Annotated in this window: 26 protein-coding genes; 2 read left to right on the top strand and 24 right to left on the bottom strand. The window is 61.5% G+C overall.

All coding sequences use genetic code 11. The features are described from left to right. Nucleotides 1-49 precede the first annotated feature (49 nt). A complete protein-coding gene (locus B6V75_RS09005; RefSeq protein ID WP_088719481.1) occupies nucleotides 50-2461 on the top strand; it encodes a phage/plasmid primase, P4 family in 2412 nt (803 codons plus the stop codon). Between the two features lie 670 nt (nucleotides 2462-3131). Further along, entirely contained in the window at nucleotides 3132-6971 is a 3840-nt protein-coding gene (locus B6V75_RS08995) for an SIR2 family protein (RefSeq protein ID WP_088719479.1), read from the top strand. Between the two features lie 606 nt (nucleotides 6972-7577). Here the strand turns inward: B6V75_RS08995 and B6V75_RS08990 are convergent. The 24 genes from B6V75_RS08990 to rplN form a co-directional block, all read right to left on the bottom strand. Then, on the bottom strand, nucleotides 7578-8309 hold the full coding sequence (locus B6V75_RS08990; RefSeq protein WP_088719478.1) for a hypothetical protein: 732 nt from the start codon (nucleotides 8307-8309) through the stop codon (nucleotides 7578-7580). Beyond that, nucleotides 8299-9237, bottom strand: coding sequence for a sugar kinase (locus B6V75_RS08985; RefSeq protein ID WP_233242998.1), 939 nt, complete (start codon nucleotides 9235-9237; stop codon nucleotides 8299-8301). Before B6V75_RS08985 ends, B6V75_RS08990 begins: the two co-directional genes overlap by 11 nt. 12 nt (nucleotides 9238-9249) lie before the next feature. Further along, nucleotides 9250-10200, bottom strand: a complete 951-nt coding sequence (locus tag B6V75_RS08980) for an NAD(P)-dependent oxidoreductase (RefSeq protein ID WP_088719477.1) — start codon at nucleotides 10198-10200, stop codon at nucleotides 9250-9252. Further along, on the bottom strand, nucleotides 10197-10940 hold the full coding sequence (locus B6V75_RS08975; protein ID WP_075773869.1) for an amino acid ABC transporter ATP-binding protein: 744 nt from the start codon (nucleotides 10938-10940) through the stop codon (nucleotides 10197-10199). Before B6V75_RS08975 ends, B6V75_RS08980 begins: the two co-directional genes overlap by 4 nt. 58 nt (nucleotides 10941-10998) lie before the next feature. Further along, nucleotides 10999-11826 (bottom strand): transporter substrate-binding domain-containing protein, encoded by an 828-nt coding sequence (locus B6V75_RS08970; RefSeq protein WP_088719476.1) that lies wholly within the window; start codon nucleotides 11824-11826, stop codon nucleotides 10999-11001. Nucleotides 11827-11861: 35 nt separating this feature from the next. Beyond that, a complete protein-coding gene (locus B6V75_RS08965) occupies nucleotides 11862-12518 on the bottom strand; it encodes an amino acid ABC transporter permease (protein WP_075773867.1) in 657 nt (218 codons plus the stop codon). Nucleotide 12519: 1 nt separating this feature from the next. Next, nucleotides 12520-13188: an amino acid ABC transporter permease gene (locus tag B6V75_RS08960; RefSeq protein WP_088719475.1), complete on the bottom strand. Its 669-nt coding sequence runs from the start codon at nucleotides 13186-13188 to the stop codon at nucleotides 12520-12522. Nucleotides 13189-13330: 142 nt separating this feature from the next. After that, nucleotides 13331-14344, bottom strand: a complete 1014-nt coding sequence (locus B6V75_RS08955; protein WP_088719474.1) for a LacI family DNA-binding transcriptional regulator — start codon at nucleotides 14342-14344, stop codon at nucleotides 13331-13333. A 136-nt stretch (nucleotides 14345-14480) separates the two neighbouring features. Further along, a complete protein-coding gene (locus tag B6V75_RS08950; protein ID WP_075773864.1) occupies nucleotides 14481-15929 on the bottom strand; it encodes a DUF2252 family protein in 1449 nt (482 codons plus the stop codon). A gap of 82 nt (nucleotides 15930-16011) precedes the next feature. Further along, entirely contained in the window at nucleotides 16012-16947 is a 936-nt protein-coding gene (locus tag B6V75_RS08945) for an asparaginase (protein WP_088719473.1), read from the bottom strand. Between the two features lie 10 nt (nucleotides 16948-16957). Beyond that, nucleotides 16958-17503, bottom strand: a complete 546-nt coding sequence (locus B6V75_RS08940; protein WP_075773862.1) for a biotin transporter BioY — start codon at nucleotides 17501-17503, stop codon at nucleotides 16958-16960. A 1-nt stretch (nucleotide 17504) separates the two neighbouring features. Continuing rightward, nucleotides 17505-18119, bottom strand: coding sequence for an energy-coupling factor transporter transmembrane protein EcfT (locus B6V75_RS08935; RefSeq protein WP_088719472.1), 615 nt, complete (start codon nucleotides 18117-18119; stop codon nucleotides 17505-17507). Next, nucleotides 18094-18840 carry an ABC transporter ATP-binding protein gene (locus B6V75_RS08930; RefSeq protein WP_233242999.1) on the bottom strand — a complete coding sequence of 249 codons (747 nt, stop codon included), beginning with the start codon at nucleotides 18838-18840 and terminating at the stop codon, nucleotides 18094-18096. Before B6V75_RS08930 ends, B6V75_RS08935 begins: the two co-directional genes overlap by 26 nt. A gap of 108 nt (nucleotides 18841-18948) precedes the next feature. After that, nucleotides 18949-20589, bottom strand: coding sequence for a BCCT family transporter (locus tag B6V75_RS08925; RefSeq protein ID WP_075773860.1), 1641 nt, complete (start codon nucleotides 20587-20589; stop codon nucleotides 18949-18951). Nucleotides 20590-20627: 38 nt separating this feature from the next. Next, nucleotides 20628-21044, bottom strand: a complete 417-nt coding sequence (locus tag B6V75_RS08920) for a universal stress protein (protein WP_075773859.1) — start codon at nucleotides 21042-21044, stop codon at nucleotides 20628-20630. A 485-nt stretch (nucleotides 21045-21529) separates the two neighbouring features. Further along, on the bottom strand, nucleotides 21530-21715 hold the full coding sequence (rpmD, locus tag B6V75_RS08915; RefSeq protein ID WP_075773858.1) for a 50S ribosomal protein L30: 186 nt from the start codon (nucleotides 21713-21715) through the stop codon (nucleotides 21530-21532). Nucleotides 21716-21727: 12 nt separating this feature from the next. Further along, complete coding sequence (gene rpsE / locus B6V75_RS08910; RefSeq protein ID WP_075773857.1) at nucleotides 21728-22297, bottom strand: 30S ribosomal protein S5; 570 nt, start codon at nucleotides 22295-22297, stop codon at nucleotides 21728-21730. Between the two features lie 114 nt (nucleotides 22298-22411). Next, a complete protein-coding gene (gene rplR, locus B6V75_RS08905; protein WP_075773856.1) occupies nucleotides 22412-22771 on the bottom strand; it encodes a 50S ribosomal protein L18 in 360 nt (119 codons plus the stop codon). Nucleotides 22772-22782: 11 nt separating this feature from the next. Beyond that, the gene (gene rplF / locus B6V75_RS08900) at nucleotides 22783-23316 is read right to left on the bottom strand and encodes a 50S ribosomal protein L6 (protein WP_075773855.1); all 534 of its coding nucleotides are present in this window, start codon (nucleotides 23314-23316) and stop codon (nucleotides 22783-22785) included. Between the two features lie 10 nt (nucleotides 23317-23326). Next, nucleotides 23327-23725 (bottom strand): 30S ribosomal protein S8, encoded by a 399-nt coding sequence (rpsH, locus tag B6V75_RS08895; protein ID WP_088719470.1) that lies wholly within the window; start codon nucleotides 23723-23725, stop codon nucleotides 23327-23329. A gap of 10 nt (nucleotides 23726-23735) precedes the next feature. Beyond that, complete coding sequence (gene rpsN, locus B6V75_RS08890) at nucleotides 23736-24041, bottom strand: 30S ribosomal protein S14 (protein WP_075773854.1); 306 nt, start codon at nucleotides 24039-24041, stop codon at nucleotides 23736-23738. A gap of 19 nt (nucleotides 24042-24060) precedes the next feature. Then, on the bottom strand, nucleotides 24061-24618 hold the full coding sequence (rplE, locus tag B6V75_RS08885) for a 50S ribosomal protein L5 (protein ID WP_075773853.1): 558 nt from the start codon (nucleotides 24616-24618) through the stop codon (nucleotides 24061-24063). Next, nucleotides 24618-24923, bottom strand: coding sequence for a 50S ribosomal protein L24 (rplX, locus tag B6V75_RS08880; protein WP_075773852.1), 306 nt, complete (start codon nucleotides 24921-24923; stop codon nucleotides 24618-24620). Before rplX ends, rplE begins: the two co-directional genes overlap by 1 nt. Beyond that, on the bottom strand, nucleotides 24923-25291 hold the full coding sequence (rplN, locus tag B6V75_RS08875) for a 50S ribosomal protein L14 (protein ID WP_075773851.1): 369 nt from the start codon (nucleotides 25289-25291) through the stop codon (nucleotides 24923-24925). The genes rplX and rplN overlap by 1 nt, the downstream gene beginning before the upstream one ends. Between the last annotated feature and the right edge of the window lie 44 nt (nucleotides 25292-25335).

Raw genomic sequence — 25335 nt, 5'->3', positions numbered from 1 at the left:
GAACAGGGCCACCGGGGACGCAACCCGATGACCCTATGTGGAAGTTGATATGACAAAATATAGCAGCATTGCTGACCCTTTTCAAGGCGAAACCAAAACCGATCTTAGCGATTTGTTCACGGGCTTCTCACCCGGACAAGTCTCTGCGGAAACCGATCCAACCGACCTGTTCCAACCTACGCCGCCCGCGATAGAAAACGTGGATGTGGCGTTGTCATTGGCTACCCGTGGGCTTGCGGTATGTCCCGTGCGCCAATGGGGCGATGGTGATGGATGGAAGCCGATTTCCGGCTTCAAAGAACTCGCCTCAACGGACGCGGCTCAAATCCGCAAATGGTGGCGAGATTGGCCGGAAGCGCGTGTTGCCCTGATCACGGGTGAACGCAACGGGATCAGTGTCCTTGACGTCGACGTGAAGAATGGCAAGGACGGGCTTTTGTCGCTTTCGACCTTGGGCTTCGATGATCATCGGGCCATGACCCCGATCCGAACCGTGACCCCGAGCGGCGGCTTTCATCTGTTCTTTGCTTACAAACCCGATCTGAAGGCTACTGTCGGCAAAATCGGTCCCGGCCTCGACGTGCGCAACAATGGCGGTTTCGTCATTGCCCCCGGCAGCCTCAAGGATGGAAAGCTGTATCAAGTTGAGGGCGAGGAACTGGCAAAGGAAATGCCGTTGCCCAACTGGCCTGAATCCCTGACCCCGCCCTCGCAGCCTGAAAGACAACCTGTCGACATTCAGGCTGCGTCCGATTTCCATAGTGAATGGGCGCTCGACTACCTTGCCAAGCGCGTGGCAGACGTTGCGGCAACCGCTGAAGGTGGACGGCAGGCCGTGTTGAATGATGCAAGCCTTTGGGCGGGCGGCGCTGGCGCACATGGCGCTTTGTCGCGCGAACATGCAGAGGCACTTCTAGTCGAGGCTGGTAAGACATGCGGTCTGTCGGAACGCGAAGCCCGCGACACATTCAATCATGGTTGGAGTGACGGCCTCAGGAAGCCTATCGAGTTGCCGCCGGATTACAGCAATATTGCTGACCTTCTCGACGATCTGCCGGAAAACTTCGCGGGTTTTCCCATGACCGAAGACGGCGTGGCCCTGGCTTTCGCCGCGCGTAACGCTGATCGGTTGCGCTTTTGTCATTCGTCGGGCCGCTGGTACGTCTGGACGGGCAGCCACTGGCAGAAGGAAGAATCGAAACTGGCATTCGATTGGGCAAGGCAGATGTGCCGCACTCGCGCCGCGTCAGAACCACGTTCCGCAGCCGCGAAGGCGCTGGCGAAAGCCGCTACAGCGTCCGCAGTTGAGCGTTTTGCCCAAGCTGACCGGGCATTTGCTGTGACAGCCGACCTGTGGGACCGGGAACATTGGCTTCTGGGCACACCGGGCGGGACGGTCAACCTGCGCACTGGCGAACTGCGCCCAGCGCGGCAATCAGACATGATTACCAAGATCACAGCCGCAACCCCGATCCCGTTGGAGTCTTTCGATCCCAAACGTGACTGCCCAAGATGGATGGCTTTCCTCGACCAAGCGACCGGCGGCGATGCAGGTGCGATCCGGTTTCTGCAACAATGGGCGGGCTACAGCCTGACGGGCGACACGCGCGAAGACGCCCTGCTATTCGTTCACGGGCCTGGCGGTTCCGGCAAGTCGACAGCCATCGTCACGCTTGGCGACGTACTGGGCGACTACGCCATTTCAATGGATACCGAGACGATCACCGCGCAGAAACACGCCCGACATTCGACCGAGGTAGCGCGGCTGCACGGGGCGCGGATGGTGTTCGCATCCGAGACCGAAGCGGGCCGCGCGTGGGCTGAAAATCGGATCAAGCAACTGACCGGCGGCGATGTGATGACCGCCCGGTTCATGCGGCAGGACGACTTCAGCTTCAAACCGCAATTGAAGCTGGTGATCGTTGGCAACAATAAACCTGCCTTCTCGAACGTCGACGGCGCGATCAAGCGGCGCTTCAACGTGCTGCCATTCGACAAGAAACCGGCTTCCCCCGATCAGGGATTGAAGGATGCCCTGAAGGCTGAGTTTCCCGGCATTCTGTCTTGGGCCATTCAGGGTTGCCTCGATTGGCAGCAAAACGGGCTGGTTCGTCCTGCGATCATGCTGGAAACGACTGCCGACTACTTCGAGTCGCAGGACATCTTCGCGCAATGGCTGGCGGATCAGTGCATCACCGGCGCCCGCGAAGCGGCTACAACTGCCGATCTGTTCGAGTCCTGGTCCTTCTATGCCCGCTCGAATGGCGAGGACCCCGGATCGAAAGTGCGAACATTTCCCGAGAAGCTGACTCAACATGGCTTCAAGCCGGTCAAGGATGCGATGGGCATACGGGGACGCGGGTTTTCAGGGCTTTCGCTCAAGATCGTCCCGCCCACGGACGACTTTGCTCTCTTTGCCCAGAACGAAATCTCAGCGGTCAATATATCCAGATCCAACTGAGAAAATCGGCTTCAGCCAATCTTGCGACGCGTGCGACGGGTCTTCCGGCTCTCTCTGAATACCCGATCTCGTTTTCGGATAACTGGTGGAAACACTGAAAAGCGGAACAGCCGTCGCATCAGTCGCAAAATGGGCTGGAGCCAAAGAACTAAAAATATACGCATGGGCAAATCCCTGCCCAGTGCGAATACCGCAAAAGCGAAGGAGATATGTAAAATGACCTTTCTGGAATTCTTAGAAGATAACGAGCCTTGGGATGGGCCTGAGGGTGAGTTCGTAAGCGATACTCTTGCTTTGAAGAGAAAACGGCCCCTTAAATCATGGCACGAAGTGAAATGGTACCTGGAATTCAAGGGTTGCCGATGGGCCATTAGACCCGCTCGAAATGTCTGGGAAGCCTATCAGGCCGCACTGGACGACATGCTTCTCGTGTAGGTCGCATGTCCTCACAGCTTTTGGCACCCAACCACACGAAGCCATCGAAAGAACGCTCTAACGAGAGACTGATTGGATACTATATGCGGTCGGAAAGCTTGATGCGCAACGCATCCAAATAGATTTGCGCATCTGGATTTTCGCCACGGAGGTATTCGGCGCAATCACCCTGCCTAGTTGAAGTAGTGAGCAAGGACATATACACAATATATAGGCGAACTCTAACAGGTCAGATATGCAGTTCATTGAAGATGGTCCCGACATCCCAGACGAACTTTTGTTGGCGCTGGACGAAGGACGTGTCGTATTTTTCTGCGGCGCAGGAGTGTCACGCGCGAAAGCAAAATTACCTGATTTCTTCGGCCTTGCCGATGAAGTCTTGACTACCCTCGGCGTCCCTCCTGACGCTCCTGCCGCCAAAATTCTTAACGAAGCCCGGGAAATCGAAGCGCGCACTGGTGTACCAGGCTTAATCTCTGCCGACCGGGTATTTGGTCTGCTTGAACGCGACTTCCTAGAGCAGGACATTGAGCGCGCTGTAGCCAATGCCCTCACACCCAAAGCAGGTGTAGACCTTTGGGCGCATGAACTTCTCCTTGATCTAGCTACCACCAAAGAAGGCATTACCAAGCTAGTCACCACGAACTTTGACCGCCTTTTTGACGACTGCGGACGCGGATTGAATGCGTGGCAACCACCGAGACTCCCTGATCCGACTAGACCTAGCGACTTGAACGGTGTGGTCTATCTGCACGGTCGCGCAACAAAGGACTACGAAGGTGCCGAAGGAGACGGGTTCGTACTTTCGAGCGCCGAATTTGGTCGGGCCTACCTTGCGGAAGGTTGGGCTACTCGCTTTTTCAAAGACGTAATCGACCGATACTATGTAGCTTTTGTGGGCTACAATGCTGACGACCCACCTGTACAATATCTACTCGAAGCGCTGAACAAATCCAATCCTCACTTGGATAGGGTATACGCCTTTCAATCCGGTGATGCGGACGATGCAACGTCGCGCTGGGCGCACAAAGGGGTGACCGCAATACCATTTCCCAAGGACGACTATTCGGCCTTGTGGGACACCCTAAAGGAATGGGCTAAGCGAGCCAAAGACCCAGAAGGTTGGCAGGCAAAGACCATAGCAATGGCCCAGCGCGGCCCCGAAACACTTTCACCGTTTGAACGCGAACAAGTCGCGCACTTGATCTCTACAAAGGAAGGTGCGCGCAAATTCCTTGAAAGTGATCCGCCTGCACCTGCCACTTGGCTCTGCGTCTTTGATAGTTCAGTTCGATACTCAAGGCCGAATGTTATTCGATCCGGTGAAAACGAAGGCAAAATAGTTGACCCATTTTCCTTCTACGGCTTGGCGAGTGACACCCCTCCCACGCCGATTCACCCGGAAGACATCAACCCGAAGCGGGAAATTCCAACGACTGCATGGGATGCGTTTGCGCTCAACCGCCGAGACCGGCTGGAACTGCGTGACCAACACATAACGCCCATGCGCGGCGGCCAGTCCCTTTACGCAGGTCAACTGCCAGACAGGATCAGTATCCTTGGCCTTTGGGTTGGAACGGTTGCCGGTCAAAATGCCGCCGTATGGTGGGGCGCGCGGCAGAGCGGTCTGCACGGCGACATTCAGCAAAGAATTCGATGGAACTTGGAAAACGCCGACGCTGATTGCGCCCCGCACATTCTCCAAGCTTGGCACTATCTTTTCGAGCACTGGCGAGCCGGAACCGATGCAGACCGGCTTGATTGGTACCGCTTTGCGAATGAAATCAAAGTTATGGGTTGGAACAGCACAACGGTTCGAAAGTATGAGAAGCTTTCGCGGCCACGTATGACAGCTGGACACAACTATTTCCGCTCTACAGTGGCACCGCAGCTCGATGACAAAATGAGTCTTGGCGATTTAATCCTTCTGGATCTGGCCTACACAGAAGACGGCCCGGAAATCGCCATACCGGACGAATGGCTAGCGGACGTTGTTTCGGCTCTAAAACGTAATCTGGACATTGGGATTCAGCTTGAGTCTGAACGCGGGCACTACAATTGGTTGGACATACCGCCAATCATGCCTTCGGACGATCCAGACGTAAGCGACTATGAGCGCAAGAAAGGGCTTTCTGGCGCCGCGTTGTCCTACGCTTCCCTGTTCGAAAAACTCGTGAAACTGGACGTCATGCGAGCACGTAGGGAAGCCACGACTTGGCCCACAGACGACGACAACGTGTTTGCTAGATTGCGGCTATGGGCGAGCCGGTTCGAGACACTTGTTCCCAACGAAGATTTCACTGACTTCTTCGAAATCGTTAGCCGGGATGCGTTTTGGAACATCCGCCATCAACGCGACCTTTTGCTTGCTTTGCGAGAGCGCTGGGCAAAACTTCCAATACCCGCCACAAGAAGGATCGAAACGCGTATCCTAGAAGGCCCGGAACGCTGGGAAAACGAAGCGGAGCACGAATTCGTGCAGCGGCGCGCTTGGAGCATTGCCCAGCGCCTTCATTGGCTTCGTTCGAAAGGATGCAACCTAAACGTTAATTACGACGAAGAAATTATACGGCTTCAAAACGCTGCCCCCGATTGGACGCCAGAACATGGCGAAAACGCCGACCGGTCATGGGAAAGTCGAGGCGGAATGGTCCGCACCGAAACAGAGCATAGCCGTCTTCTTTCGGAGCCGCTGTCAAATGTATTGGCGAAAGCACGGGAAATCGGCGGGCGAACCGGACTGGTACTCGTTGACTACGATCCATTCGCAGGTTTGTGCGCAAGCCATCCTATCATGGCGCTTTCCGCCTTGCGACTGGAAGCGAAGCGCGGCGAATATCCGGAATGGGCATGGCGACGTTTCCTGCACTCAGAAAACAGAAAAGAGGACACTGGTCGCCTGAAAAACTTCGTTGCCGAACTTGTCATTTCAGCGAGCGACGAAGCGTTGAAGGGCATCGTCTACCCTGTGTCCGAATGGTTCCTTTCTACTACTGACAACTTGCCCGACGAATGTGTGCCCATCTTTGAGCGGTTGGCTAAGCGTCTACTCGACTTTCTAAGCGACAATCCGGACGCGGGCGGCTCTGGCGTTGTTCGCGGCAATCGCGACCCTGATTGGGCGACAGAAGCCCTAAACTCGCCTGCGGGCAAAATCTCCCAAGCGTTGTATCACGATCCGCGCCGAAAAGACCTTGAGAAAAACCAAGGCCTTCCAGCCGAATGGCGCACTCTCGTTGAACGTGCGTTGGCGTTATCCGGTGACAACGGCCGCTTCTCCTTGGTCTTTTGCAGCTATCTCTTGAATTGGTTCCACTACGTTGATCCCAAGTGGGCAGAAGATAAGCTCTTGTCTGTGCTTCAAACGAACAACAGCGAAACCTTGGAAGCATGGTGGACCGGCTATCTTTGGGGTGCGCGAGACCTACCAAACTTTGACCTATTTCAAGTCCTAAAGCCACATTTGCTAGCGAAAGCTACTGGCCAGACCTACGAGGAACGGAGCAACCGTGACAAACTCGCTGGATTGGTGCTGGCAAGTTGGGGACGCCCTGATCCAAAGACCGGTGCGGAACGCATTTCTGACGACGAGTTCCGTAGAGCTTTGCTCAACGCAGGCGACGGCTTCCGGTCCCGCATATTGTGGCAACTTGAGCGGTGGAGCAAAGAGGAAGGTGAGAGCGGAAAGTTTTGGCATCCCCTTCGAGAACGTTTCCTACGCCAAGTCTGGCCGCTTCAAAGAGCGGCTCGAACCCCGCAAAATTCGGCTAGACTGATCGAACTGGCGTTCTCCGATGAAGATAGCTTCATGGCCATTTCAGAGGCGATATTACCTTTGATAAGCAAGATCGAACGAGATCAAATCGTATTGCCTTCAATCCGGCGTGGCGAAGGGAACATCGTCGACAAACACCCGGAGCGCGTGCTTGAAATCCTGTACTTGGCCCTTCCCGAGAACGCGAACAGTTGGCCCTACGAGATAGACGCCACCCTTGGGCATATCGCCACAGCGGCACCAAGCTTACGAAGTGATCGGCGTTGGATTGAATTAATGCGTCGTTGGAATGCTCGATAGTTTGTCTTGATCACCCAATAGACTCAACTCAATCCGTCAATCTCGTCTTCGGGTGCTTTAGAAATTGGAGGAAGCAGCGCGGCGCGAGATAGCTTACACAACATCTTGGCTCTGGGTCCTTCTGGGTGTGGGACGCGCTGGGCGGCAACTCCGACTCCCGAAAATCTCGCGATTTAAATTTTCCTCCAGTAGGATTGTCCTTAGCAAATCTGAAAACGCGTACAGACCGACAGGTCGAGCCTAGACTGCCCACATGGACAGGGTCCTAACATCGCCCACAACCCAGCGCCTCTGCGTGACAGAAGATCGGCTGTAGTCTATCTTGTTTGAAGGCAAATCCGTGGCTGCGCGGCAACAGCGGCGAAAATAGCGTAGAACCCATCGAAATTGCGGGTACTTTCGCGGGTAGACGATCCGCTTTTCCATTTGAAATCAATGGCATGTGGTAGCGGTACTCGCCTCCACCTTTCCCCGAAAAATTCAGTTTTCGCCCACGGGGCGACTCCCGACAGAGCCTGCCCCCGATCGCGGCGACGAGGGCGGAATACGAAGGCCCCGCCTCTTTCGAAGCAGGGCCGGCTATCTCTCCGTCAAACCGATGAGTTTTCAGAGCGCGCACGTGGTCAGCGAAACCTGACAGCCTTCGAGCCCCCCGTGCAGCTGCACCCCCACCGGCAGAGGCTGCGGGCCGATGCGCGCGCCGGTGACGATGCAATGCTCCGCCCGCAGCCCCGGCCCGATCACGGTGGCGCGCTCGGCGAGGAAGCCGAGGAAGGACACGATCTCGGAAAGTGACATCCCAGCGGCCATTTCAGGCGGCTCGGCAGGCGCGCCGATCGCAAGCGGCAGGCGCGAGAGGTCACGGGTTTGCCAATCGGGCATCTCATCTCCCATGACGATCGCCCGGTTCGAGAACCGATCCGCCATCTGTGCCAGCGGCGGCTGCTTTTCGAGCGTGGTGAAGCGCGACTGGAGCACTTCGAAGGCGACATGAACGCTGCCGATCGCTTCCAGAATCTCGTGAGATTTGGCCTCGGGCGAAATATCGGCACGCAGCCGCACCGCGATTTCCAGTTCGAGCCGCGCATGGGGCGCGACGGCAAGGGTCGCACCCGAGCGATGGATCGCGCGACCCAGAACCGGGGCGCAGGACAGGTCCTGCCCGCCCAGCAGCGCGTGTTTCCACCCCCCCACGGGGCCGAGATGGCGCAGGCTCTCGGCCTGCACGGCATAGGCTTCCGCCGGCGTGACCGGCAGCGGGGTCAGCGCCTCGAGCGTCTCGCCGTCATTCGCGGCAGCCAGCGCCTCTGCGGCGCTTGCGATCTGGTCACGCTGCATGGTGTGCAACCTCTTCTTTCATGGCATCGCGCGGGATGATCGCGCCGGGATGACGGACGACTCGGCTTGCGAGACGCGCACCGTCGAGAATTGCGGCCTCCAGCGTTTTACCGCGCTGCAGGGCCGAGAGGAGAGCGGCATCGAAACTGTCGCCTGCCGCAGTCGTGTCGACAGCCGCGACGGGATCGGGCAGCGCAACGCGCAGCGTCGCCCCCGATGCGTCGCGCGCGAGCACCGCGCCGCCGCCCGTCGTCAGTACGATGGCGCCCGCTGCGTGTTTCTCGCAGCGCGCCATGATCGCCTCGGGGTCGGTCTCGTTCCAGAGCGCCGCGAGATCGTCGAGCGAGGGCAGCGCGAGGCTCGTCACCGCCAAGGCGCGCTCAGTCCACTCCGCCGCCTCGGCCCGGTCGCGCCAGAGCCGCGGGCGATAATTCGTGTCATAGGCGACGGTGATCCCGCGCTGGCGCAGCGCGTCCAACTCCGCCAGCAAACGGCTGCGCGCCGTGTCGGGAAGGATCGCCAAGGTGATGCCCGAGAACAAAAGGACGCGTGCCTGACCGAGCGCCGCGACCTCCTCCCCGTCGGCGCCGAACATCCGGCGCGCCGGCGCCTGATCGCGCCAATAGGTAAAGCTGCGCTCGCCCGTGGCATCGGTGGCGATGAAGCTCAGCCCCGGGCTGCCATCGGCCTCGGACCCGATTGCCTCGATCTCGACCCCCTCCTGCGCGATCGTATCGCGCATCCAGCGGCTCATCCCGTCCGAACCGAGCCGCGAAAGGTAGCCCACCCGCAGATCGGGCCGCAGCCGCGCGAGGTAGATCGCCGCATTCAGCGTGTCGCCCCCAAGCCGGCGGTGGAACAGATCGGGCGTTGCAGGGTCGTTTGTGAACTCGGCGAGAGGCTCGCCGATGCAGAGAAAGTCCAGCATGCAAGGCTCCGATCAGGCGGGCCCTACCGGGCTCGGAAGCGGGGCTCCGGCCAGATAGGCGTCGATATTCGCGATCACCAGCTGCGCCATCGCGCGTCGCGCCTCGTTCGTGGCCGAAGCGATATGTGGCGTGAAAAGCGTGTTCGGCGCGCGCAAAAGACCGTCCTCCGCCCCATCGGGCGCGACAGGTTCGACCTCGAATACATCGAGCGCGGCAGAGCCGAGCGTGCCGCCATGCAAGGCCGCAGCCAGCGCCGCGCTGTCGACGACCGAGCCGCGCGCGACATTGACCAAGGTGCCTTCGGAGCCGAGCGCCTCCAACACCGGCGCATCGACAATATACCGCGTCTCAGGCGTGGCCGAGAGCGTGACGAACAGGACGTCACTTTCGGCGGCCAGCGTCCGGGCGTCGGGGCGCCATGCCTCGGGGGCGTCATCATGGGGCTTGCGGGCATGATAGATCACATCAACCCCCAGCGCGCGCAGCATGTCCGCCAGTGCGCGCCCGATCCGGCCATAGCCGAGAATACCCGCACGGCAACCGGTCAGCGCCTGACCGAGCCGCGGTTTCTGCCCGTTCGACCAGCCGCCCGAGCGAAGCAACCGCTCGCCCTCGCCGATCCGCCGCCGCACCGAGATAGCGAGACCCAGCGCCAGCTCGGCCACCGCTTCCGACAGCACGTCGGGCGTGGTCGTCACATGGATGCCGCGCGCGGCCGCCGCATCCAGATCGACCGCATCGGTGCCGACGCCATTGACCGCGATCAGACGCAGGTCGGGAAATTCGGCGATCTCCTCGCCGGAGAGGCCGCGCGCGCCACTGGTCAGCACGATCTCGATGCCCTCGCGCGCTGTGGCGTCACGGGTGACCGGATGCTCGGCACAGAACGCTTCCATCATGTCGGCGGGCTTCAGTTCGATCAGCGCGAGGATCGACGGGGAGGGTTTGGCATCATCACTCATGAGATCTGCCCCAGGAAGTTGCGCAGACGCTCCGACTTCGGATTGCCGAAGAACTCTGCCGGCGGCCCCTCTTCGATGATCGCGCCCTGCTCCATGAAGATCACGCGGTCGGCGACGGCACGGGCGAAATCCATCTCGTGGGTCACGCAGAGCATCGTCATGCCTTCACGGGCGAGGTCGATCATCGTGTCGAGCACCTCCTTGACCATCTCGGGATCGAGCGCCGAGGTCGGCTCATCGAACAGCATGATCCGCGGCTCCATGCAGAGCGCCCGCGCAATCGCGACCCGCTGCTGCTGACCGCCCGAAAGCTGGGCGGGAAATTTGTCCGCCTGCTCGGGGATCTTCACGCGCTCCAGATACTTGCGCGCGGTCGCCTCCGCCCCGGCCTTGTCCGCCCGCCGCGTCTTGAGTGGCGCGAGCGTGCAGTTCTGCAGCACGGTCAGGTGGGGAAACAGGTTGAATTGCTGGAAGACCATCCCGACTTCGCGGCGCACCTTGGCGACGTTCTCGCCGCCTGCCGTCAGCTCGATCCCGTCGACGGTGATCGTGCCATCCTGAATCTCTTCGAGCTGGTTGAGCGTGCGGATCAGGGTCGACTTGCCGGAGCCGGACGGACCGCAGATCACGATCCGCTCGCCTTGTTCGACCGTCAGATCGATCGACTTCAGCGCCTGAAACGCACCGAAGAACTTGGTGACGCCGCGCATCTCGACGGCGGGCTGCTGTGCTTGTGTCATGGGATGCCTTGTAGGGTGACCCGGCGCAGCGCGGGGCTGCGCCGGATGTGGGGTGAGATCAGTTCGAGGCCGATTTCGGTGTCGCGGCTTCCTCGGCCGATCCGTTGCGGACGAAATCGGGGATGTCCGTCGCCAGCCACTGCTGCGAGATCTTGTCCATCGTGCCGTCTTTCATTGCGGAGCCGACGAACGCGTTGATCTTGGCCAGAAGCTTGTCGGCGCCCGGCTCGACCGCGATGCCCTGGACCTGGCTCGAAAGCGGGAACTTCTCGTCGAAGCGACCTGGCGCAGCCTTCGCGATCTGCGCGGCCACGACGTTGGACACACCGATCAGCGGCACCTGCCCCGAGAGGAGTGCCTGCACTGCGGCCGCGTCGTCGTCGAAGCGGCGGATCGTGGTGTCGTCGGGAGCGACCTTGGTCACGCCCGCGTCCTGCGTCGAGGCACGCACGACGCCGACCGATTCACCAGACAGATCAGCCGGCTTCGAGACCTTTTCCTCTTTCTTGCCGTAGACCATAATCTCGATCCCGGCATAGGGGCGCGAGAAATCGACCCGCTTGGCGCGCTCTGGCGTGATGCCCAACGAGGCGACCAGCACATCGACCTGACCTGAGAGCAGGTAGGGGATACGGTTCGGGCCGGTCACCGGCACGATCTCGATCTTGGTGCCCAGGTAGTCGGCAAGCGCCTTGGCGGTATCCGCGTCATAGCCTTCGGGCTTGCCGCTGGTGCCCATCAGACCGAAGGGCGGGAAATCGACGAGCATGCCGACCTTGAGCACGCCGGCCTTCTCGACCTGATCGAGCGTGGTGGCTTGCGCGTGGCCTGCCATCAATGCGCCGACCGTCAGGGCCGCCGTTGCGACTGTCTTGAGAAACTTCATGTTTTACTCCTCCTAAACCTGAAGCGGGTGAAAAATCAGCGGGTGAATGCGAGGCGCATCCGCCCTTCCAGCCGGCGCGCATAAAGCGACAGCGGCCAGCAGATGATGAAGTAGATCGCGGCCACCAGCCCGAAGACCACGAAGGGGTCGAAGGTCGCGTTGTTGACGATCTGACCGGCGCGCGTCAGCTCGGTGAAGCCGATGATCGAGGTCAGCGAGGTGCCCTTGATCAGCTGCACAAGGAAGCCGACGGTCGGGGCTACGGCGATCCGCGCCGCCTGCGGCAGAACCACATGCTGCATCCGGTCGCGATAGCTCAGCGAAAGCGCAGTCGCGGCCTCGGTCTGCCCCGACGGCACCGCGTCGATCGAGCCGCGCCAGATCTCGCCCAGATAGGCGCTGGCATGGAAGGTCAGCGCGATCGCCGCCGCCAGCAGCGGGTTGATCGGCAGGTTCAGCACGGTCAGACCGAAATAGAACAGGAACAGCTGCATCAGGAGCGGGGTGCCCTGGAAGATCCGGATGAACCCGGCGCTGATACGGCGCAGAGCCTTCGAGCCCGAGCTGCGCGCGAGTGCCACGAACAGCCCGCCGATTGCGCCGCCGATGAAGGCGATGACCGACAGCAGAAGCGTCCAGCGCACGGCCTCAATGATGAACAGGATGTCGGAGGGACCGAATTGGCGGATCATGTCAGCGGCTCGCAGGATAGTTGAAAATGGCGTTCTGGACGAGCTTGAAGAGGCCCGAGAACAGTAGCGAGAGAACGAGGTAGAACGCGGTCACGACGAGGTAGATCTCGAAGCTGGCGAAGGTCTTGGCGTTCAGATCCGCCCCTACCGAGGCCAGATCGTTCGCGGAGATCGTCGAGACGACCGACGAGGTCAGCATCAGGTAGATGAACTGGCTCGTCATCGCCGGATAGACGTTGCGCAGCGCCGGCTTCAGGATCACGTAGCGGAAAATCTGAATCGGCCCGAGACCCAGCGCGCGCCCTGCCTCGATCTGGCCATGGGGCACGGATTCGATCCCGGCGCGGGTGATTTCGGTCCCGTACGCGCCGACATTGATCACCAGAGCGATCAGCGCCGCGACATTCGGATCGAGAGAAATCCCGATCGCGGGCAGCCCGAAATACAGAAAGAAGATCTGCACGAGGAAGGGCGTGTTGCGGATGATCTCGACATAGGCGCCGACGATCGCGTGCAGCACCTTCGAATGCGAGGTGCGCGCAGCAGCCCCGAGAACCGACACGATCAGGCCCAGAAGCATCGCCGCGAAAGACAGGCGGATGGTCAGCCATGCGCCGTAAAGCAGCAGGTCCAGGTTCTCGAATACGGGCGTGAAGTTGAAGTGATACACGTCGCCTCCCTGCGTGTAACCACATGCCCTCGCGCTCCTCAACGGTCGGGCATGCTCATTTAGATCGATCTAATTAGAACGATCTAAATTACGAGTCGCAAATCACGGATGCGTGAGTGAAAGACGTCGGGGTAAGCTGGGATCAGTCGGCGGGACCGGTGGTGTCGCGCACCCGCAGGCGCGGCGTCACGATCTCGGTTTTCCGCTCTGCGCCCGGATCTGCGATCCGCCGCAGCAGCAGGCGCGCCGAAGCCGCGCCGATCTGGCGCGGGAAGACCTGCACTGTGGTCAGGCGCGGCGGCGCACCGAGATCGATGAAGGACAGGTTGTCGTGGCCCACCACCGAAAGATCGCGGCCGGGCATCAGTCCCAGATCGAACAGTCCCCGCAGCAGGCCCGAGGCGAGGATGTCGTTGAAGCAGATCGCTGCGGTCGGGCGTGGCTCGAGCGCCATCAGCATCGCGGCCGATTGCGGCGAGCCATCCCATGCGAGCGGCACGTCGATCACCCCAGCATTGATGAGCTCCTGAGCCCGCATCTCCTCCTCGAAGGCCGCGAGACGTTCATCCCGCGTGGAAACCTCCCCCGCGAGCGCGACGAAGGATATCCGTCGATGGCCGAGATCGCGCAAATGCCGAACGCTCAGCCGCACCGCGAGGCCGTGATCTGAGCCTGCGAAATCGCTGAGATCGCGGCCCACGTGGCGCATCGCCTGCACCAGCGGCACCCCTGCCGCGACCAGCTTCTCTATCGTATCCGGCTCGGTCCCTTCGGCGGGAAACAGGATGATTCCCTCCGCGTCATGCTCGCGCAACCGGCGGAGCAGACCCGATTGCCGTTCCGGATCGTCCCGCGAACTGGCGAGCATGACCTGATAGCCCTGCTCGTCCAGCTCGGCCTCGATCCCCTCGACGAATTCCGAGAAGAAGCTGTTCACGAGGTTCGGAATGATCACGCCGATAGTGCGGCTTTTCTGACTGCGCAGACGTGCCGCGCCGCTATTGGGCACGTAGTCGAGCTCGGCGATGACCTTCTCGACCTTCTCGCGCGTCTTTGCCGCCACGAGGTCCGAGCCGCGAATGACGAGCGAGGCCGTCGCGCGGGACACGCCCGCCGCCCGCGCCACATCCATCAATGTCGTACGCTTCACCGCCATAATCGCGGAGTAACGACAGGAAGGCGCTCGCGCAAGCACGACACCGCCGTCACGCGACTAGCTGCGCTCATTGGGAAACGGCCGCCCCGTCTGGGGAGCCCGTCTGGGGAGACCGTGTCAACGCGAGTACGAGAGTTTAGCGGTAGTGCTTCTGCGTCATGTCGAAAGCGCCGCGTTTCAGATCCATCTTGAAGAACTTGTGGTCACGCTTGAGGCGCTTCACCGCCTCTCGCCCGAAACACAGCAGATCGTCGACGAACAGATCGAAGGGCTGCATCGCCTCGATGATGCGCGGCTCGATCCGGTAGTCCAGCTCGCCCGCATCGTCGGAGCGCGCGTGGGCCTGCGCCAGCGCCTGCCCGCAGGCATGGGCATAGTCACGCCAGCTGTCCTTCGACAGATCGTCGAGGTCGATATCGTCGCGGAACGGTGCACGTTCGCGCGACATGAAGCTCATATCGTCGATCTCCACGCTGCCGTAGAAGACATCGCCATGCGCCAGATGCACCCGCTGGCCATGCGCGATCCGGTCGCCCTTTTCACCGGCGACAAAATCGTTCTCCGGGACCAGACCTTCGAGCGCTGACTGCCGGGCACGCTTGAACTCGATGATCAGATCGTCGCTGGCATTCTTGCTCGGACCTTCGATCAGGCAATAGTAGCGCGGCAGCCCCAGCGAGGCCGTGCCCTGCCCATGGCGGATGCACACATCCTTCACCTTCAGCTGCCCGGCGCGCCCACCGGGATCGATCCCGTTCTGCTTGGCCACGTCGTTGATGTAACCCTGAAACTCCGAGATCCGACTGGAGATCGGCGTCAGTTCGTCATTCGCCCGGAAGCCCCGCCCGGTCTCGTTGAGATAGCGATCCCAGAGCCATTCCTTCCGACTATTGCGCGCCTTCTTGAACATCCGCCGGATCACTTTCGGACTGTTATCGGGGCGCATCTGCTGGCTCGCCTCCTTGTCGTGGCGGGCATAGAATTCCATCCCGTCACGATAGCCTTCGACGAATTTGCGCACGATCTTCTCACGGTGCTTCTTCTTCTGGTCTCCCTCTTCCTTGGCGGCGATCAGAAAGCCCGTGATGCCGCGCTTCAGATCCCAGGTGAAGGGCCCGTAGAGCACGTCGTCGAAATCGTTCACGCCGAAGATCGGCACGTTATCGGCATTGGGCATGATCCCGAAATTCTCCGGATGGACATCCCCGAGCGCGAGCACCGTCGGCATCCGCTCATCCTCGCCCAGCATGTCGCGGTGAAACAGCAGCGACGTGCCGCGGAAGAAGGAGAACAGCGAATCCGCCAGTTCCTCGAATTTCTCGCTCGCGCCCTCGGCCTTCTCGTCGATGCGCACCGCGTGGTCCTCGATGATCGTCGAGCGCACATGCAGGCGACGCGCAAGCCCGGTCAGATCGCCCGGACGCATCACGCAGGGGTATTTCACATAGGCCTCGGCGAGCTCGCGATAGGCCTCGACGCGGCTCTGGAGCTGTTGGACGGGCGCAACCCCGGTGGCCTTGCGCGACCGTTTCTGGCTCGACGCTTTCGAATTGGAAGATTTCGGCTTGTTATTGCCTTCCGCCATGGGGGTGCTCCTTTTCGGGGTTCGCTCTCCTAACGGGAGGACGGGCGAAGGCGTTCCGAAAAACCGGCGTGAGCCCCAAGTCTCAGGGCGTGTATTCTCCGCAGAGCGACCGGGAGAGGCGCGCCGCCCGCGTCTGCGGGTCGTCGAACGTAAGGACATGGGAGAGCTTTGTATAGGCCGACTCCGGCGTCATGTCGCGCCCGTCGATCACCCCGTGATCGCGCAGGACCGCCCCCGCCGCATAGGTGCCGAGCGCCATCCCTCCCTCGGGACATTGGCTGACCCCGATGACCGGGACCGCGCGGGCCTGCGCCGTGGCAAGCGCCGCGCGCAGGCCGGGCGTGTCGGGCGCAGTCCCCGAGCCGTAGCAGCGCAGCACCAGACCGTCACAGGTCTTGGCTGCATGGTCGAGCAGGCTCTCCTCCGCCCCCGGCGCAACGGCCAGAACGGCGATCCGCGCGGGCCTGACCGGATGACGGATCAGGCGCGGCCCCGGCTGGCAGGGCGGGATGTCGGAAGGATCGGCGGCGAAGGCATCGAAAGCGCGCGAGTGGCTTTTGCGGACCCGCGCGCCGTGCAACAGGCGTCCGGCGAATTGCACCCATATGCCTGGCGTAGCTGTCCGCGCCGCCGCAATCGCGTCGCGCAGATTGCGCGCGCCGTCATTGCCCTCGACCGAAAGCGGCAGCATCGAGCCGGTCACGATCACCGGCTTGCCCAGCCCTTCGAGCGCGAAGCATAAAGCCCCCGCCGTATAGGCGAGCGTATCGGTGCCGTGGGTCACGATCACCCCGTCGCAACGGTCGTGATGCGCGGCGATGGTCTCGGCGATCCGATCCCAATCGGCGGGTGTGGCATTGGCGCTGTCGATCAGCGGATCGAGACGTAGGGTCTCAACCTCGCGCCCCTCGGGCAGGGTCGCGAGGAAATCCTCGACCACGCCCTGCTGCGGTACGAAACCCGCATCAGAGGCGACCATGCCGATCGTCCCGCCCGTATGGATCAGAAGCAGTGCCACGCCGCGTCCCTCAGTTCCGCGACAGGACGCTGGAAGGCCGTGCGCGGGCCAGAGAGACGGTCAGCGCCGCAACGATCAGCGCCTTGATCAGATCGCCGGGGATGAAGACGACCATTAGCGAGGTGCTTTCGATCAGGCTCTTGCCGAGCGCAAGCGACAGCCCGACGATTCCCATCGCGTAGGACAACACGATCCCACCAAGGATCGAGCCCACGAAGACCGATGCGCCCAGCGGAACCGAGCGCCATTTCTCGACGACGAAGCCAGTCAGCCACGCGGCCAGCGGCCAGCTGAACAGGAACCCGCCCGTCGGACCGAAGAAGACGCCGAGGCCCCCACGACCGCCGGCCAGCAGCGGCAGACCAACGGCCACCAGCAGCAGGAACAGCAGGACCGCCAGAGCACCACGCTTCGAGCCCAGCACGGCGCCGGCCAGCATGATCCCAAGGCTCTGCGCCGTGATCGGCACACCGAAGCCCAGCGTGATCTTCGGGATCAGCGCGAGTACCGCGATCAGGGCCGCAAACAGCGCGATCAGCGCGACATTCTTTTCCATCTCAAGTCTCCCTCTCGGATGTGAGCCCTCCCCGGGCCCGTAGCGCATCGCCGACATGGTCGGCATCGTCAAGCGCAAGAAGCGTGAAGGGCAGCACCAGCCGCCAGCTCGGCCGCCGCGTGGCCCGGGCGCGCCAGCTCTCGGTCAGGCGCGCACCCTTGTTGGTCAGCACCGGCACCATGCGGATCACCAAAGCGATCGCGATCTCTAGCGCGGCGGTCGACAGCCCGAAGCGGCGCAACGGTGTCGTGAGCCAGCGCACAACCGCGATCATATCACTGAGCCGCGTCGTCATCGACACGAGGTTCGCCAGCGCCACCGCCGAGATCATCCGCATCACGATCACCGCGCCTTCCGCGATCTCGCCGATCACCATCTGCCAGATCGCGACGATGACGATAAACGGCCAGAGCAGCTTCAGCGCCGACAGGCCCGCGCGCAGGAAGGCGCGACCGGGCAAGGCATAGGCGATCAGGATCGCCGTGACGACGCCCGCGAGGATCAGCGGGCTTTCGATATAGAACAGACCCACGGTCGCGAGGCAGAGCGCTGCGAGTTTCAAACCCGCAGGCCAGTCATGGGCGGCGGTCTTAACGGGAGAGCTGAGCGATATCATCGGCCTCTCCCGCGCGGGTCATCTCTTCGACATAGGCGGGCAGCACCTCGCGCGCCGCGCCATGCATTCGCAGCCGCCCTTGGTCGAGCCAGAGGATTTCGTCGTAATGCTCCAACTCGCGCGGGTCGTGGGTCACCTGCACCAGCGTCCCGCGATAGAGCGTCAGCGCGCGACCCAGCTGCGCCTTGGTCGGGATGTCGAGGCCAGAGAAGGGCTCGTCGAGGATCAGCAGGTTCGGGGCCATCGCGCTCACCGCCATCAGGCATAGAAGCTGCTTCTGGCCCTGGCTGAGCGTCGTGACATAGGCATCGCGCCACGCCGCCTTGCCGAACTGCGCGAGTGTCTCTTCCGCCGCAGCCTCGGCTTCGGTTTTCCTCATCCCCTGCTGGCGCAGCCCGAAGGAAATCTCCTCGATCACGGTGGGGAAGATGATCTGATGATCGGGGTTCTGGAACAGGATGCCGACCTCGCGCAGCGCGGCCTTGCGGTCGGCGGCCAGATCGTGGCCGTTGATCCGCAGGCTGCCCCGGCTCGGCGCAATCAGCCCGGCCATCAGCCGCGAGAGGGTAGATTTGCCCGATCCGTTGCGCCCCACCACGCCGATGCGGCGGGCACGGGTCTCAAGCGAAATCCCCTCCAGCACCGGGCGACCGTCGAGATCGTGGCCCAGATCGGAAATCGCGATATGGCTCGCAGAAGTAAGGGTCGCGCCGTCAGACATGCGCCGGGTCATATACGCAGTCGCGCCGCGTTTCCAGACGCCCTGCGCATAGCTAAAGGCGCGCGAGGTTTCCCCCCGCGCGCCTCTCTGTCTCAAGTGTCACTCAGTTTACCGAGGCTCGGTCCGAAGCCCCTTCCAGATCGCCCAGCACATCACCAGCAGAACCAGCGTGAAGGGAAGACCGGTCGAGATCACCATCGCCTGTAGCGCGCTCAGCCCCCCGCCGATCAACAGCACGATCGCGACCGCGCCCTCGAAGGTGGCCCAGAACACACGCTGCGGCACCGGAGCGTCGACCTTGCCGCCTGCCGTGATCGTGTCGATCACGAGCGAGCCGGAGTCCGACGAGGTCACGAAGAACACGATCACCAGGATGATCGCGATGACCGAGGTGATCGAGGTCAGCGGGAGACCCTCCAGCATCGCGAACAGCGACAGCGGCGGGTTGTAGCTATCGATGACCTGCGCCTTCACCAGCGAGCCTGCCGGGTCCGAGATAACCTGGTCGATCGCGACGCCACCGAAGACCGCCATCCACAGCACGCAGACGAGCGAGGGGATCAGCAGCACGCAGATGATGAACTCGCGCACGGTACGGCCACGCGACACCCGGGCGATGAACATACCGACGAAGGGCGACCAGGAAATCCACCACGCCCAGTAGAACGCGGTCCAGCCGTCGCGATAGCTGTCATCCGTGCGCCCGATCGGGTTCGACAGCGGAATGATGTCCTTGGCATAGGCCAGAAGACCCTGACCGAAATCGGTGAAGATCATCAGGGTCGGACCCGCGAAGAGAACGAAGAGCAGCAGCAGCGCCGCGATGCCCATGTTGATCTCCGAGAGCAGCTTCACGCCGCCGTCGAGGCCGCGCAGCACCGAGAACAACGCAACGCCGGTGATGATGGTGATCAGAATGATCTGCACCGTCGTGTTGATCGGGACGCCGAAGACGTGATTGAGACCCGCATTCGCCTGCTGCGCGCCGAAACCGAGCGAGGTCGCAAGACCGAACAGTGTCGCAAACACCGCGATGATGTCGATGATGTGGCCGGTCCAGCCCCAGACCTTCTCACCGAAGATCGGATAGAAAGCCGAGCGGATCGTCAGCGGCAGGCCCTTGTTATAGGAGAACAGCGCCAGCGCGAGCGCCACGACCGCGTAGATCGCCCAAGGGTGCAGACCCCAGTGATAGATCGTTGCGGCGAGGCCCATTTCCTTGGCCCGGGCGACATTCTCCGGGATCAGGTTGCCATCCGCATCGAAGGGCGAAGGTGTGCCCAACGGCTGCGATACCGCCATGTGATAGACCGGCTCGAGCACGCCGAAGAACATCAGACCGATGCCCATACCGGCCGCGAAGAGCATCGCGAACCAGCCCATATAGGTGAAGTCCGGCTCGGCATCCGTGCCCCCCAGACGCACCGCGCCATAGGGCGAGACGATCAGGGCGAGACAGAAGATGACGAAGATGTTCGCGGCGCTCATGAAGAACCAGTCGAAAGTCGAGGTCAGCCACGGACGCATTGCGCCGAAGATCTCGCTCGCCTGTTCGGGCAGGGCTAGCGCATAGAAGACGAAGGCCACGATCGTCAGCGCCGAGATCATGAAAACCGGGTTGTGAATGTCGAAACCGAAGGGCCCGACTTGGCCTTCCAGGTTGTCCTGACCGATTTCGTAATCGGTTTCGATGAGTTGCGTGTCCCCTTCGGGGGCAGGGATACCCTGAACTTCTTCAGGTTCGGCCATATGCCGTCCTCCTGTCCTTATTGGTTATGTTGGTCCGCTTATCCGCGTACGAGGAAGACCGACGCATCGCTGTGCGCGGCCAGATGTCCCCCATGCGAGGCAAAGAGATAGTTGGCCGCGTTGGGCACGTGCGTGGCCATCACGACGAGATCGGCCTCGAGATCGTCGGCCACCTTCAGCAACGTCTTGTCGAGATCCACGGCAGGATCGGGCACGACGACCGCCTTCCCCGAGGCCTTGTGCCCGAATTCGTTGGCATGACTATCCGCGAAAGCGTCCAGCTTCGCGGCATATTCTTTGGCATTATGGCCGAATTCGCTCGGCTCCTGGCTCGTAACACCTATGAAAACGACTTCCGCGTCGTGTTTCGCTGCGATTTCCGAAGCGACTCTCAACGTCTTGTCCATCTTCTCGACGTGACGCAGGTCGACCGGAACCATGATTTTCTCAAACATCTCGATCCGTCCCTCAGTCTTGAAGCGCAGCACCCTATTGCAGGATGCAACGATATCCAACCAACCCAGTGTGTCACAATCGGTTCCGGAAATCGTGAATAAATATTAAAGAAATGACATGCCGTTATCGGGTGCGGCGCGCGACGGCCTCAATTTCGCCCAAAACCGCCATACGCGGATGTACCATGTCCAATCGCCTCAGACCGGAGAGGGCGAGACGTTTTCACTGCCGATATGGAACAGGATTTCAGCGGCACCAACACCGTGATCGCGGTCGGAGGCGCCTCGGCGTCCCCCGCTGGCGGCGTTCATTCCGGCGAAACATGCGGCCCGTCTCTCGGCCTTGGAGGACGCGTATCAGGCGGACGATCCGTCACTCGCGGGCGCCCTCTCCGGACCTGCCCCGCCAGGAGCCAAGCGCTACAAATGCAAAACGCCCCGGCCTTTCGGTCGGGGCGCTTCGTTACTCAGATGAACCGGTCGGTTCAGCCACGCTCTTCGACGATTTCGACGAGGTGCGGGATCTTCGCGACCATACCGCGCACGGCCGGGGTATCTTCCAGCTCACGGGTACGGTTCATCTTGTCCAGACCCAGGCCTTTCAGCGTGGCACGCTGGATGGCGGGGCGACGGATCGGCGAACCGATCTGCTTGACGACGATGGTAGCCATTGATCGCTCTCCTTACGCTTCCGTGGCTTCGGCAGGTGCCTCGGCCTCGGGCTTCTTGAGGATGTCGGCCACTTTCTTGCCGCGGCGCGCAGCCACCTGACGGGGGCTTGCTTCGCGGGTCAGACCGTTCAGCGTGGCACGGATCATGTTGTAGGGGTTCTGGGTGCCGGTCGATTTCGACACGACGTCCTTCACGCCCAGCATCTCGAACACGGCACGCATCGGACCACCGGCGATGATCCCGGTACCTTCCGGTGCGGTGCGCATCACGACCTTACCAGCGCCGTGACGGCCCTCGATGTCGTGGTGCAGCGTGCGGCCATCGCGCAGCGGGACGCGGATCAGGTTGCGCTTCGCTTGCTCGGTGGCTTTGCGGATCGCTTCCGGAACCTCTTTGGCCTTGCCTTTGCCGAAGCCGACACGGCCACGCTGGTCGCCGACGACCACGAGGGCTGCGAAGCCAAAGCGCTTACCACCCTTCACGGTTTTCGACACGCGGTTGATCGCGACGAGGCGATCGGCGAATTCCGGGTTTTCGTCGCGGTCGTCGCGGCGGCCCCGGCGGTTGTCACGTTCTGCCATGAGGCATTCCTTCTCGTGATGGCGTGGTCTCACGCCGTTTGTCTCAATCCAGGTGCCCCGCCCCGAAGGGCGCGGCCCGGATCATCGGGGGGACGCGAACGTCCCCCACCAGTCTTAGAACTTCAGACCGCCTTCGCGGGCTGCGTCGGCGAGCGCCTTGATCTTCCCGTGGAACAGGAAGCCACCGCGGTCGAAGTAGCAGGTTTCGACACCGGCCTTCTTCGCACGCTCGGCGATCGCGGCGCCAACCTTGGCTGCCGCTTCGACGTTGTTCTTGCCGACCACACCGAGATCCTTCTCGAGCGTGGAAGCGGCGGCCAGAGTGCGACCGTTGACGTCGTCGATCAGCTGAACGCTGATGTTTTTCGACGAACGATGCACCGAAAGACGGGCGCGACCAGCGGCCATCTTGCGAAGCTTGTTCCGGACGCGCAGGCGGCGCTTGAGGAACAGATCCCGTTTGCTGTTTGCCATTTTCGCGTTCCTTACTTCTTCTTACCTTCTTTGCGGAAGATATACTCGCCCTTGTAGCGGATGCCCTTGCCCTTATAGGGCTCGGGAGCACGCCATTCGCGGATATTTGCCGCGACTTGGCCCACCTGCTGCTGGTCGGAACCTTCCACAACGATCTCGGTCTGCTTCGGAGCGGTGACAGTCACGCCCTCCGGAACCTCGAAGTTGACTTCGTGCGAATAACCGAGCGACAGCTTCAGGACGTTGCCCTGCATCTGCGCACGATAACCAACACCCTGGATCTCCAGCTCCTTCTTGAAGCCTTCGGTCACGCCCTGCACGAGGTTCGCGACCTGCGAGCGGGTCATGCCCCACTGCTGGCGCGCGCGCTTCGAGAGGCCACGCGGGGTGACGGTGACGAGGTTGTCCTCGACCTTGAGGGTCACATCGTCGGTCGCGGTGAAGGAACGGGTGCCTTTCGGCCCCTTCACTTCGATGGTCTGGCCCGACAGCTGCGCCGAAACGCCGCTGGGAAGCTCGACCGGTTTCTTACCAATACGAGACATTGAGCCCTCCTTAGAATACGGTGCAGAGCACTTCGCCGCCGACATTGGCGGAGCGTGCGTTTGCATCCGACATCACGCCCTTCGAGGTCGAGACGATCGAGACGCCGAGGCCCTGACGGACCGACGGGACGTCTTTCGCGGCCATGTACACGCGACGACCGGGGGTCGAGACGCGCTGCAGCTCGCGGATGACCGGGGTGCCCTCGTAGTACTTGAGGCTGATTTCCAGCTCCGGATGGCCGGCAGCAGACGTCGTCTGCTCGTAACCACGGATGTAGCCTTCGTCAGCCAGCACGTCGAGAACCCAAGCGCGGAGCTTGGAGGCCGGAGTGCGGACGGTGGATTTGCCACGCAGTTGTGCGTTGCGGATGCGGGTCAGCATATCGCCGAGAGGATCGTTCACAGACATGTCGCCCTCCTTACCAGCTCGACTTCACCATACCGGGGATCTGACCGTAGGAGGCCAGGTCACGCAGCATGATCCGCGAGAGTTTGAGCTTACGGTAGTAAGCGTGGGGACGACCCGTGAGCTGGCAACGATTGTGCAGCCGGACCGCCGACGAGTTGCGCGGGAGTTCCGCGAGTTTCAGCGACGCCTTGAAGCGCTCTTCCATCGGGCGCTCCTGGTCGTTGATGATTTCCTTGAGCGCGGCCCGCTTGTCAGCGTACTTGTTCACAAGACGCTGGCGCTTCGCTTCGCGCGCAACCATGGATTTCTTAGCCATAAGTTTCGTTCCTCCGCGATCAGGCGTTGAAAGGCATGTTGAAATGCTTCAACAGCGCCTTCGCTTCGGCATCCACGTCAGACGTGGTCACCATGATGATGTCCATACCCAGAACCTCATCGACCTTATCGAAGTCGATTTCCGGGAACACGATGTGTTCCTTGAGGCCCATTGCGAAGTTGCCACGACCGTCGAAGGCCGGCTTCACGCCGCGGAAGTCGCGAACGCGCGGCAGGGCAACGTTGATCAGGCGATCGAGGAATTCGTACATCCGGTCACCGCGCAGGGTCACTTTCGCGCCCAGCGGCATTTCTTCACGGACGCGGAAGCCTGCGATCGACTTCTTCGCCTTGGTCATCACGGCCTTCTGACCAGCGATGAGCGAGAGCTCTTCGGCGGCCTGCTTGACCTTCTTGGTGTCTTTCACGGCTTCGCCGACGCCCATGTTCAGCACGATCTTGTCGAGCCGCGGGATCATCATGTCGTTCTTGTAGCCGAACTCTTCTTTCAGCGCGGCTTTGATCGAGTCGCGGTAAAGAGCGCGAAGACGCGGAGTGTAGGTAGCTTGATCGAGCATCAGATCGCATCCCCCGTGGTCTTGGCGTAACGCACCTTCTTGCCGTCTTCCTCGCGGAAGCCGACGCGGGTGGCTTTGCCGTTTGCGTCCATCAGAGCCAGGTTCGACAGGTCGATCGGCATCGCCTTGGGCTGGCGACCGCCCTGGTTGGACTGGGTCTGACGCTGGTGGCGGATCGCAACGTTCACGCCGTCGACGACAGCTTTGCCGGCTTTCGGGTCAACAGAGGTGATTTCACCCTGCTTGCCCTTGTCCTTGCCAGCGAGAACGACGACCTTGTCGCCTTTGCGGAGCTTAGCAGCCATTACAGCACCTCCGGAGCAAGCGAGATGATCTTCATGAAGTTCTTCGCACGCAGCTCACGCACAACCGGCCCGAAGATACGGGTGCCGACCGGCTCGCCCGCGTTGTTCAGGATGACGGCGGCGTTGCGGTCGAAACGGATGGCGGTGCCATCGTCGCGACGAACTTCTTTGGCGGTGCGCACGACGACGGCCTTGCGGACGTCACCTTTCTTCACGCGGCCGCGCGGGATCGCTTCCTTGACCGACACCACAATGATGTCGCCCACGGATGCGTAACGGCGGTGCGAGCCGCCGAGGACCTTGATGCACTGAACCCGGCGAGCGCCGGAGTTGTCAGCAACATCCAGATTGGTCTGCATCTGGATCATGGGGTTACTCCCGACCTTTGGGGACGCCTATGCAGTAAGGGCCC

This window comes from Thioclava sp. F1Mire-8 (assembly GCF_002213165.1).
GTDB classification, from domain to species: Bacteria; Pseudomonadota; Alphaproteobacteria; order Rhodobacterales; family Rhodobacteraceae; genus Thioclava; species Thioclava nitratireducens.
This window is presented reverse-complemented; position numbering and strand designations above follow the sequence as displayed.

Coding starts and splice junctions, on each gene's coding strand:
- B6V75_RS09005 (WP_088719481.1), top strand. CDS start 50: ATGACAAAATATAGCAGCATTGCTGACCCTTTTCAAGGCGAAACCAAA.
- B6V75_RS08995 (WP_088719479.1), top strand. CDS start 3,132: ATGCAGTTCATTGAAGATGGTCCCGACATCCCAGACGAACTTTTGTTG.
- B6V75_RS08990 (WP_088719478.1), bottom strand. CDS start 8,309: ATGCAGCGTGACCAGATCGCAAGCGCCGCAGAGGCGCTGGCTGCCGCG.
- B6V75_RS08985 (WP_233242998.1), bottom strand. CDS start 9,237: ATGCTGGACTTTCTCTGCATCGGCGAGCCTCTCGCCGAGTTCACAAAC.
- B6V75_RS08980 (WP_088719477.1), bottom strand. CDS start 10,200: ATGAGTGATGATGCCAAACCCTCCCCGTCGATCCTCGCGCTGATCGAA.
- B6V75_RS08975 (WP_075773869.1), bottom strand. CDS start 10,940: ATGACACAAGCACAGCAGCCCGCCGTCGAGATGCGCGGCGTCACCAAG.
- B6V75_RS08970 (WP_088719476.1), bottom strand. CDS start 11,826: ATGAAGTTTCTCAAGACAGTCGCAACGGCGGCCCTGACGGTCGGCGCA.
- B6V75_RS08965 (WP_075773867.1), bottom strand. CDS start 12,518: ATGATCCGCCAATTCGGTCCCTCCGACATCCTGTTCATCATTGAGGCC.
- B6V75_RS08955 (WP_088719474.1), bottom strand. CDS start 14,344: ATGGCGGTGAAGCGTACGACATTGATGGATGTGGCGCGGGCGGCGGGC.
- B6V75_RS08950 (WP_075773864.1), bottom strand. CDS start 15,929: ATGGCGGAAGGCAATAACAAGCCGAAATCTTCCAATTCGAAAGCGTCG.
- B6V75_RS08940 (WP_075773862.1), bottom strand. CDS start 17,503: ATGGAAAAGAATGTCGCGCTGATCGCGCTGTTTGCGGCCCTGATCGCG.
- B6V75_RS08935 (WP_088719472.1), bottom strand. CDS start 18,119: ATGATATCGCTCAGCTCTCCCGTTAAGACCGCCGCCCATGACTGGCCT.
- B6V75_RS08930 (WP_233242999.1), bottom strand. CDS start 18,840: ATGTCTGACGGCGCGACCCTTACTTCTGCGAGCCATATCGCGATTTCC.
- B6V75_RS08925 (WP_075773860.1), bottom strand. CDS start 20,589: ATGGCCGAACCTGAAGAAGTTCAGGGTATCCCTGCCCCCGAAGGGGAC.
- B6V75_RS08920 (WP_075773859.1), bottom strand. CDS start 21,044: ATGTTTGAGAAAATCATGGTTCCGGTCGACCTGCGTCACGTCGAGAAG.
- rpmD (WP_075773858.1), bottom strand. CDS start 21,715: ATGGCTACCATCGTCGTCAAGCAGATCGGTTCGCCGATCCGTCGCCCC.
- rpsE (WP_075773857.1), bottom strand. CDS start 22,297: ATGGCAGAACGTGACAACCGCCGGGGCCGCCGCGACGACCGCGACGAA.
- rplR (WP_075773856.1), bottom strand. CDS start 22,771: ATGGCAAACAGCAAACGGGATCTGTTCCTCAAGCGCCGCCTGCGCGTC.
- rplF (WP_075773855.1), bottom strand. CDS start 23,316: ATGTCTCGTATTGGTAAGAAACCGGTCGAGCTTCCCAGCGGCGTTTCG.
- rpsH (WP_088719470.1), bottom strand. CDS start 23,725: ATGTCTGTGAACGATCCTCTCGGCGATATGCTGACCCGCATCCGCAAC.
- rpsN (WP_075773854.1), bottom strand. CDS start 24,041: ATGGCTAAGAAATCCATGGTTGCGCGCGAAGCGAAGCGCCAGCGTCTT.
- rplE (WP_075773853.1), bottom strand. CDS start 24,618: ATGCTCGATCAAGCTACCTACACTCCGCGTCTTCGCGCTCTTTACCGC.
- rplX (WP_075773852.1), bottom strand. CDS start 24,923: ATGGCTGCTAAGCTCCGCAAAGGCGACAAGGTCGTCGTTCTCGCTGGC.
- rplN (WP_075773851.1), bottom strand. CDS start 25,291: ATGATCCAGATGCAGACCAATCTGGATGTTGCTGACAACTCCGGCGCT.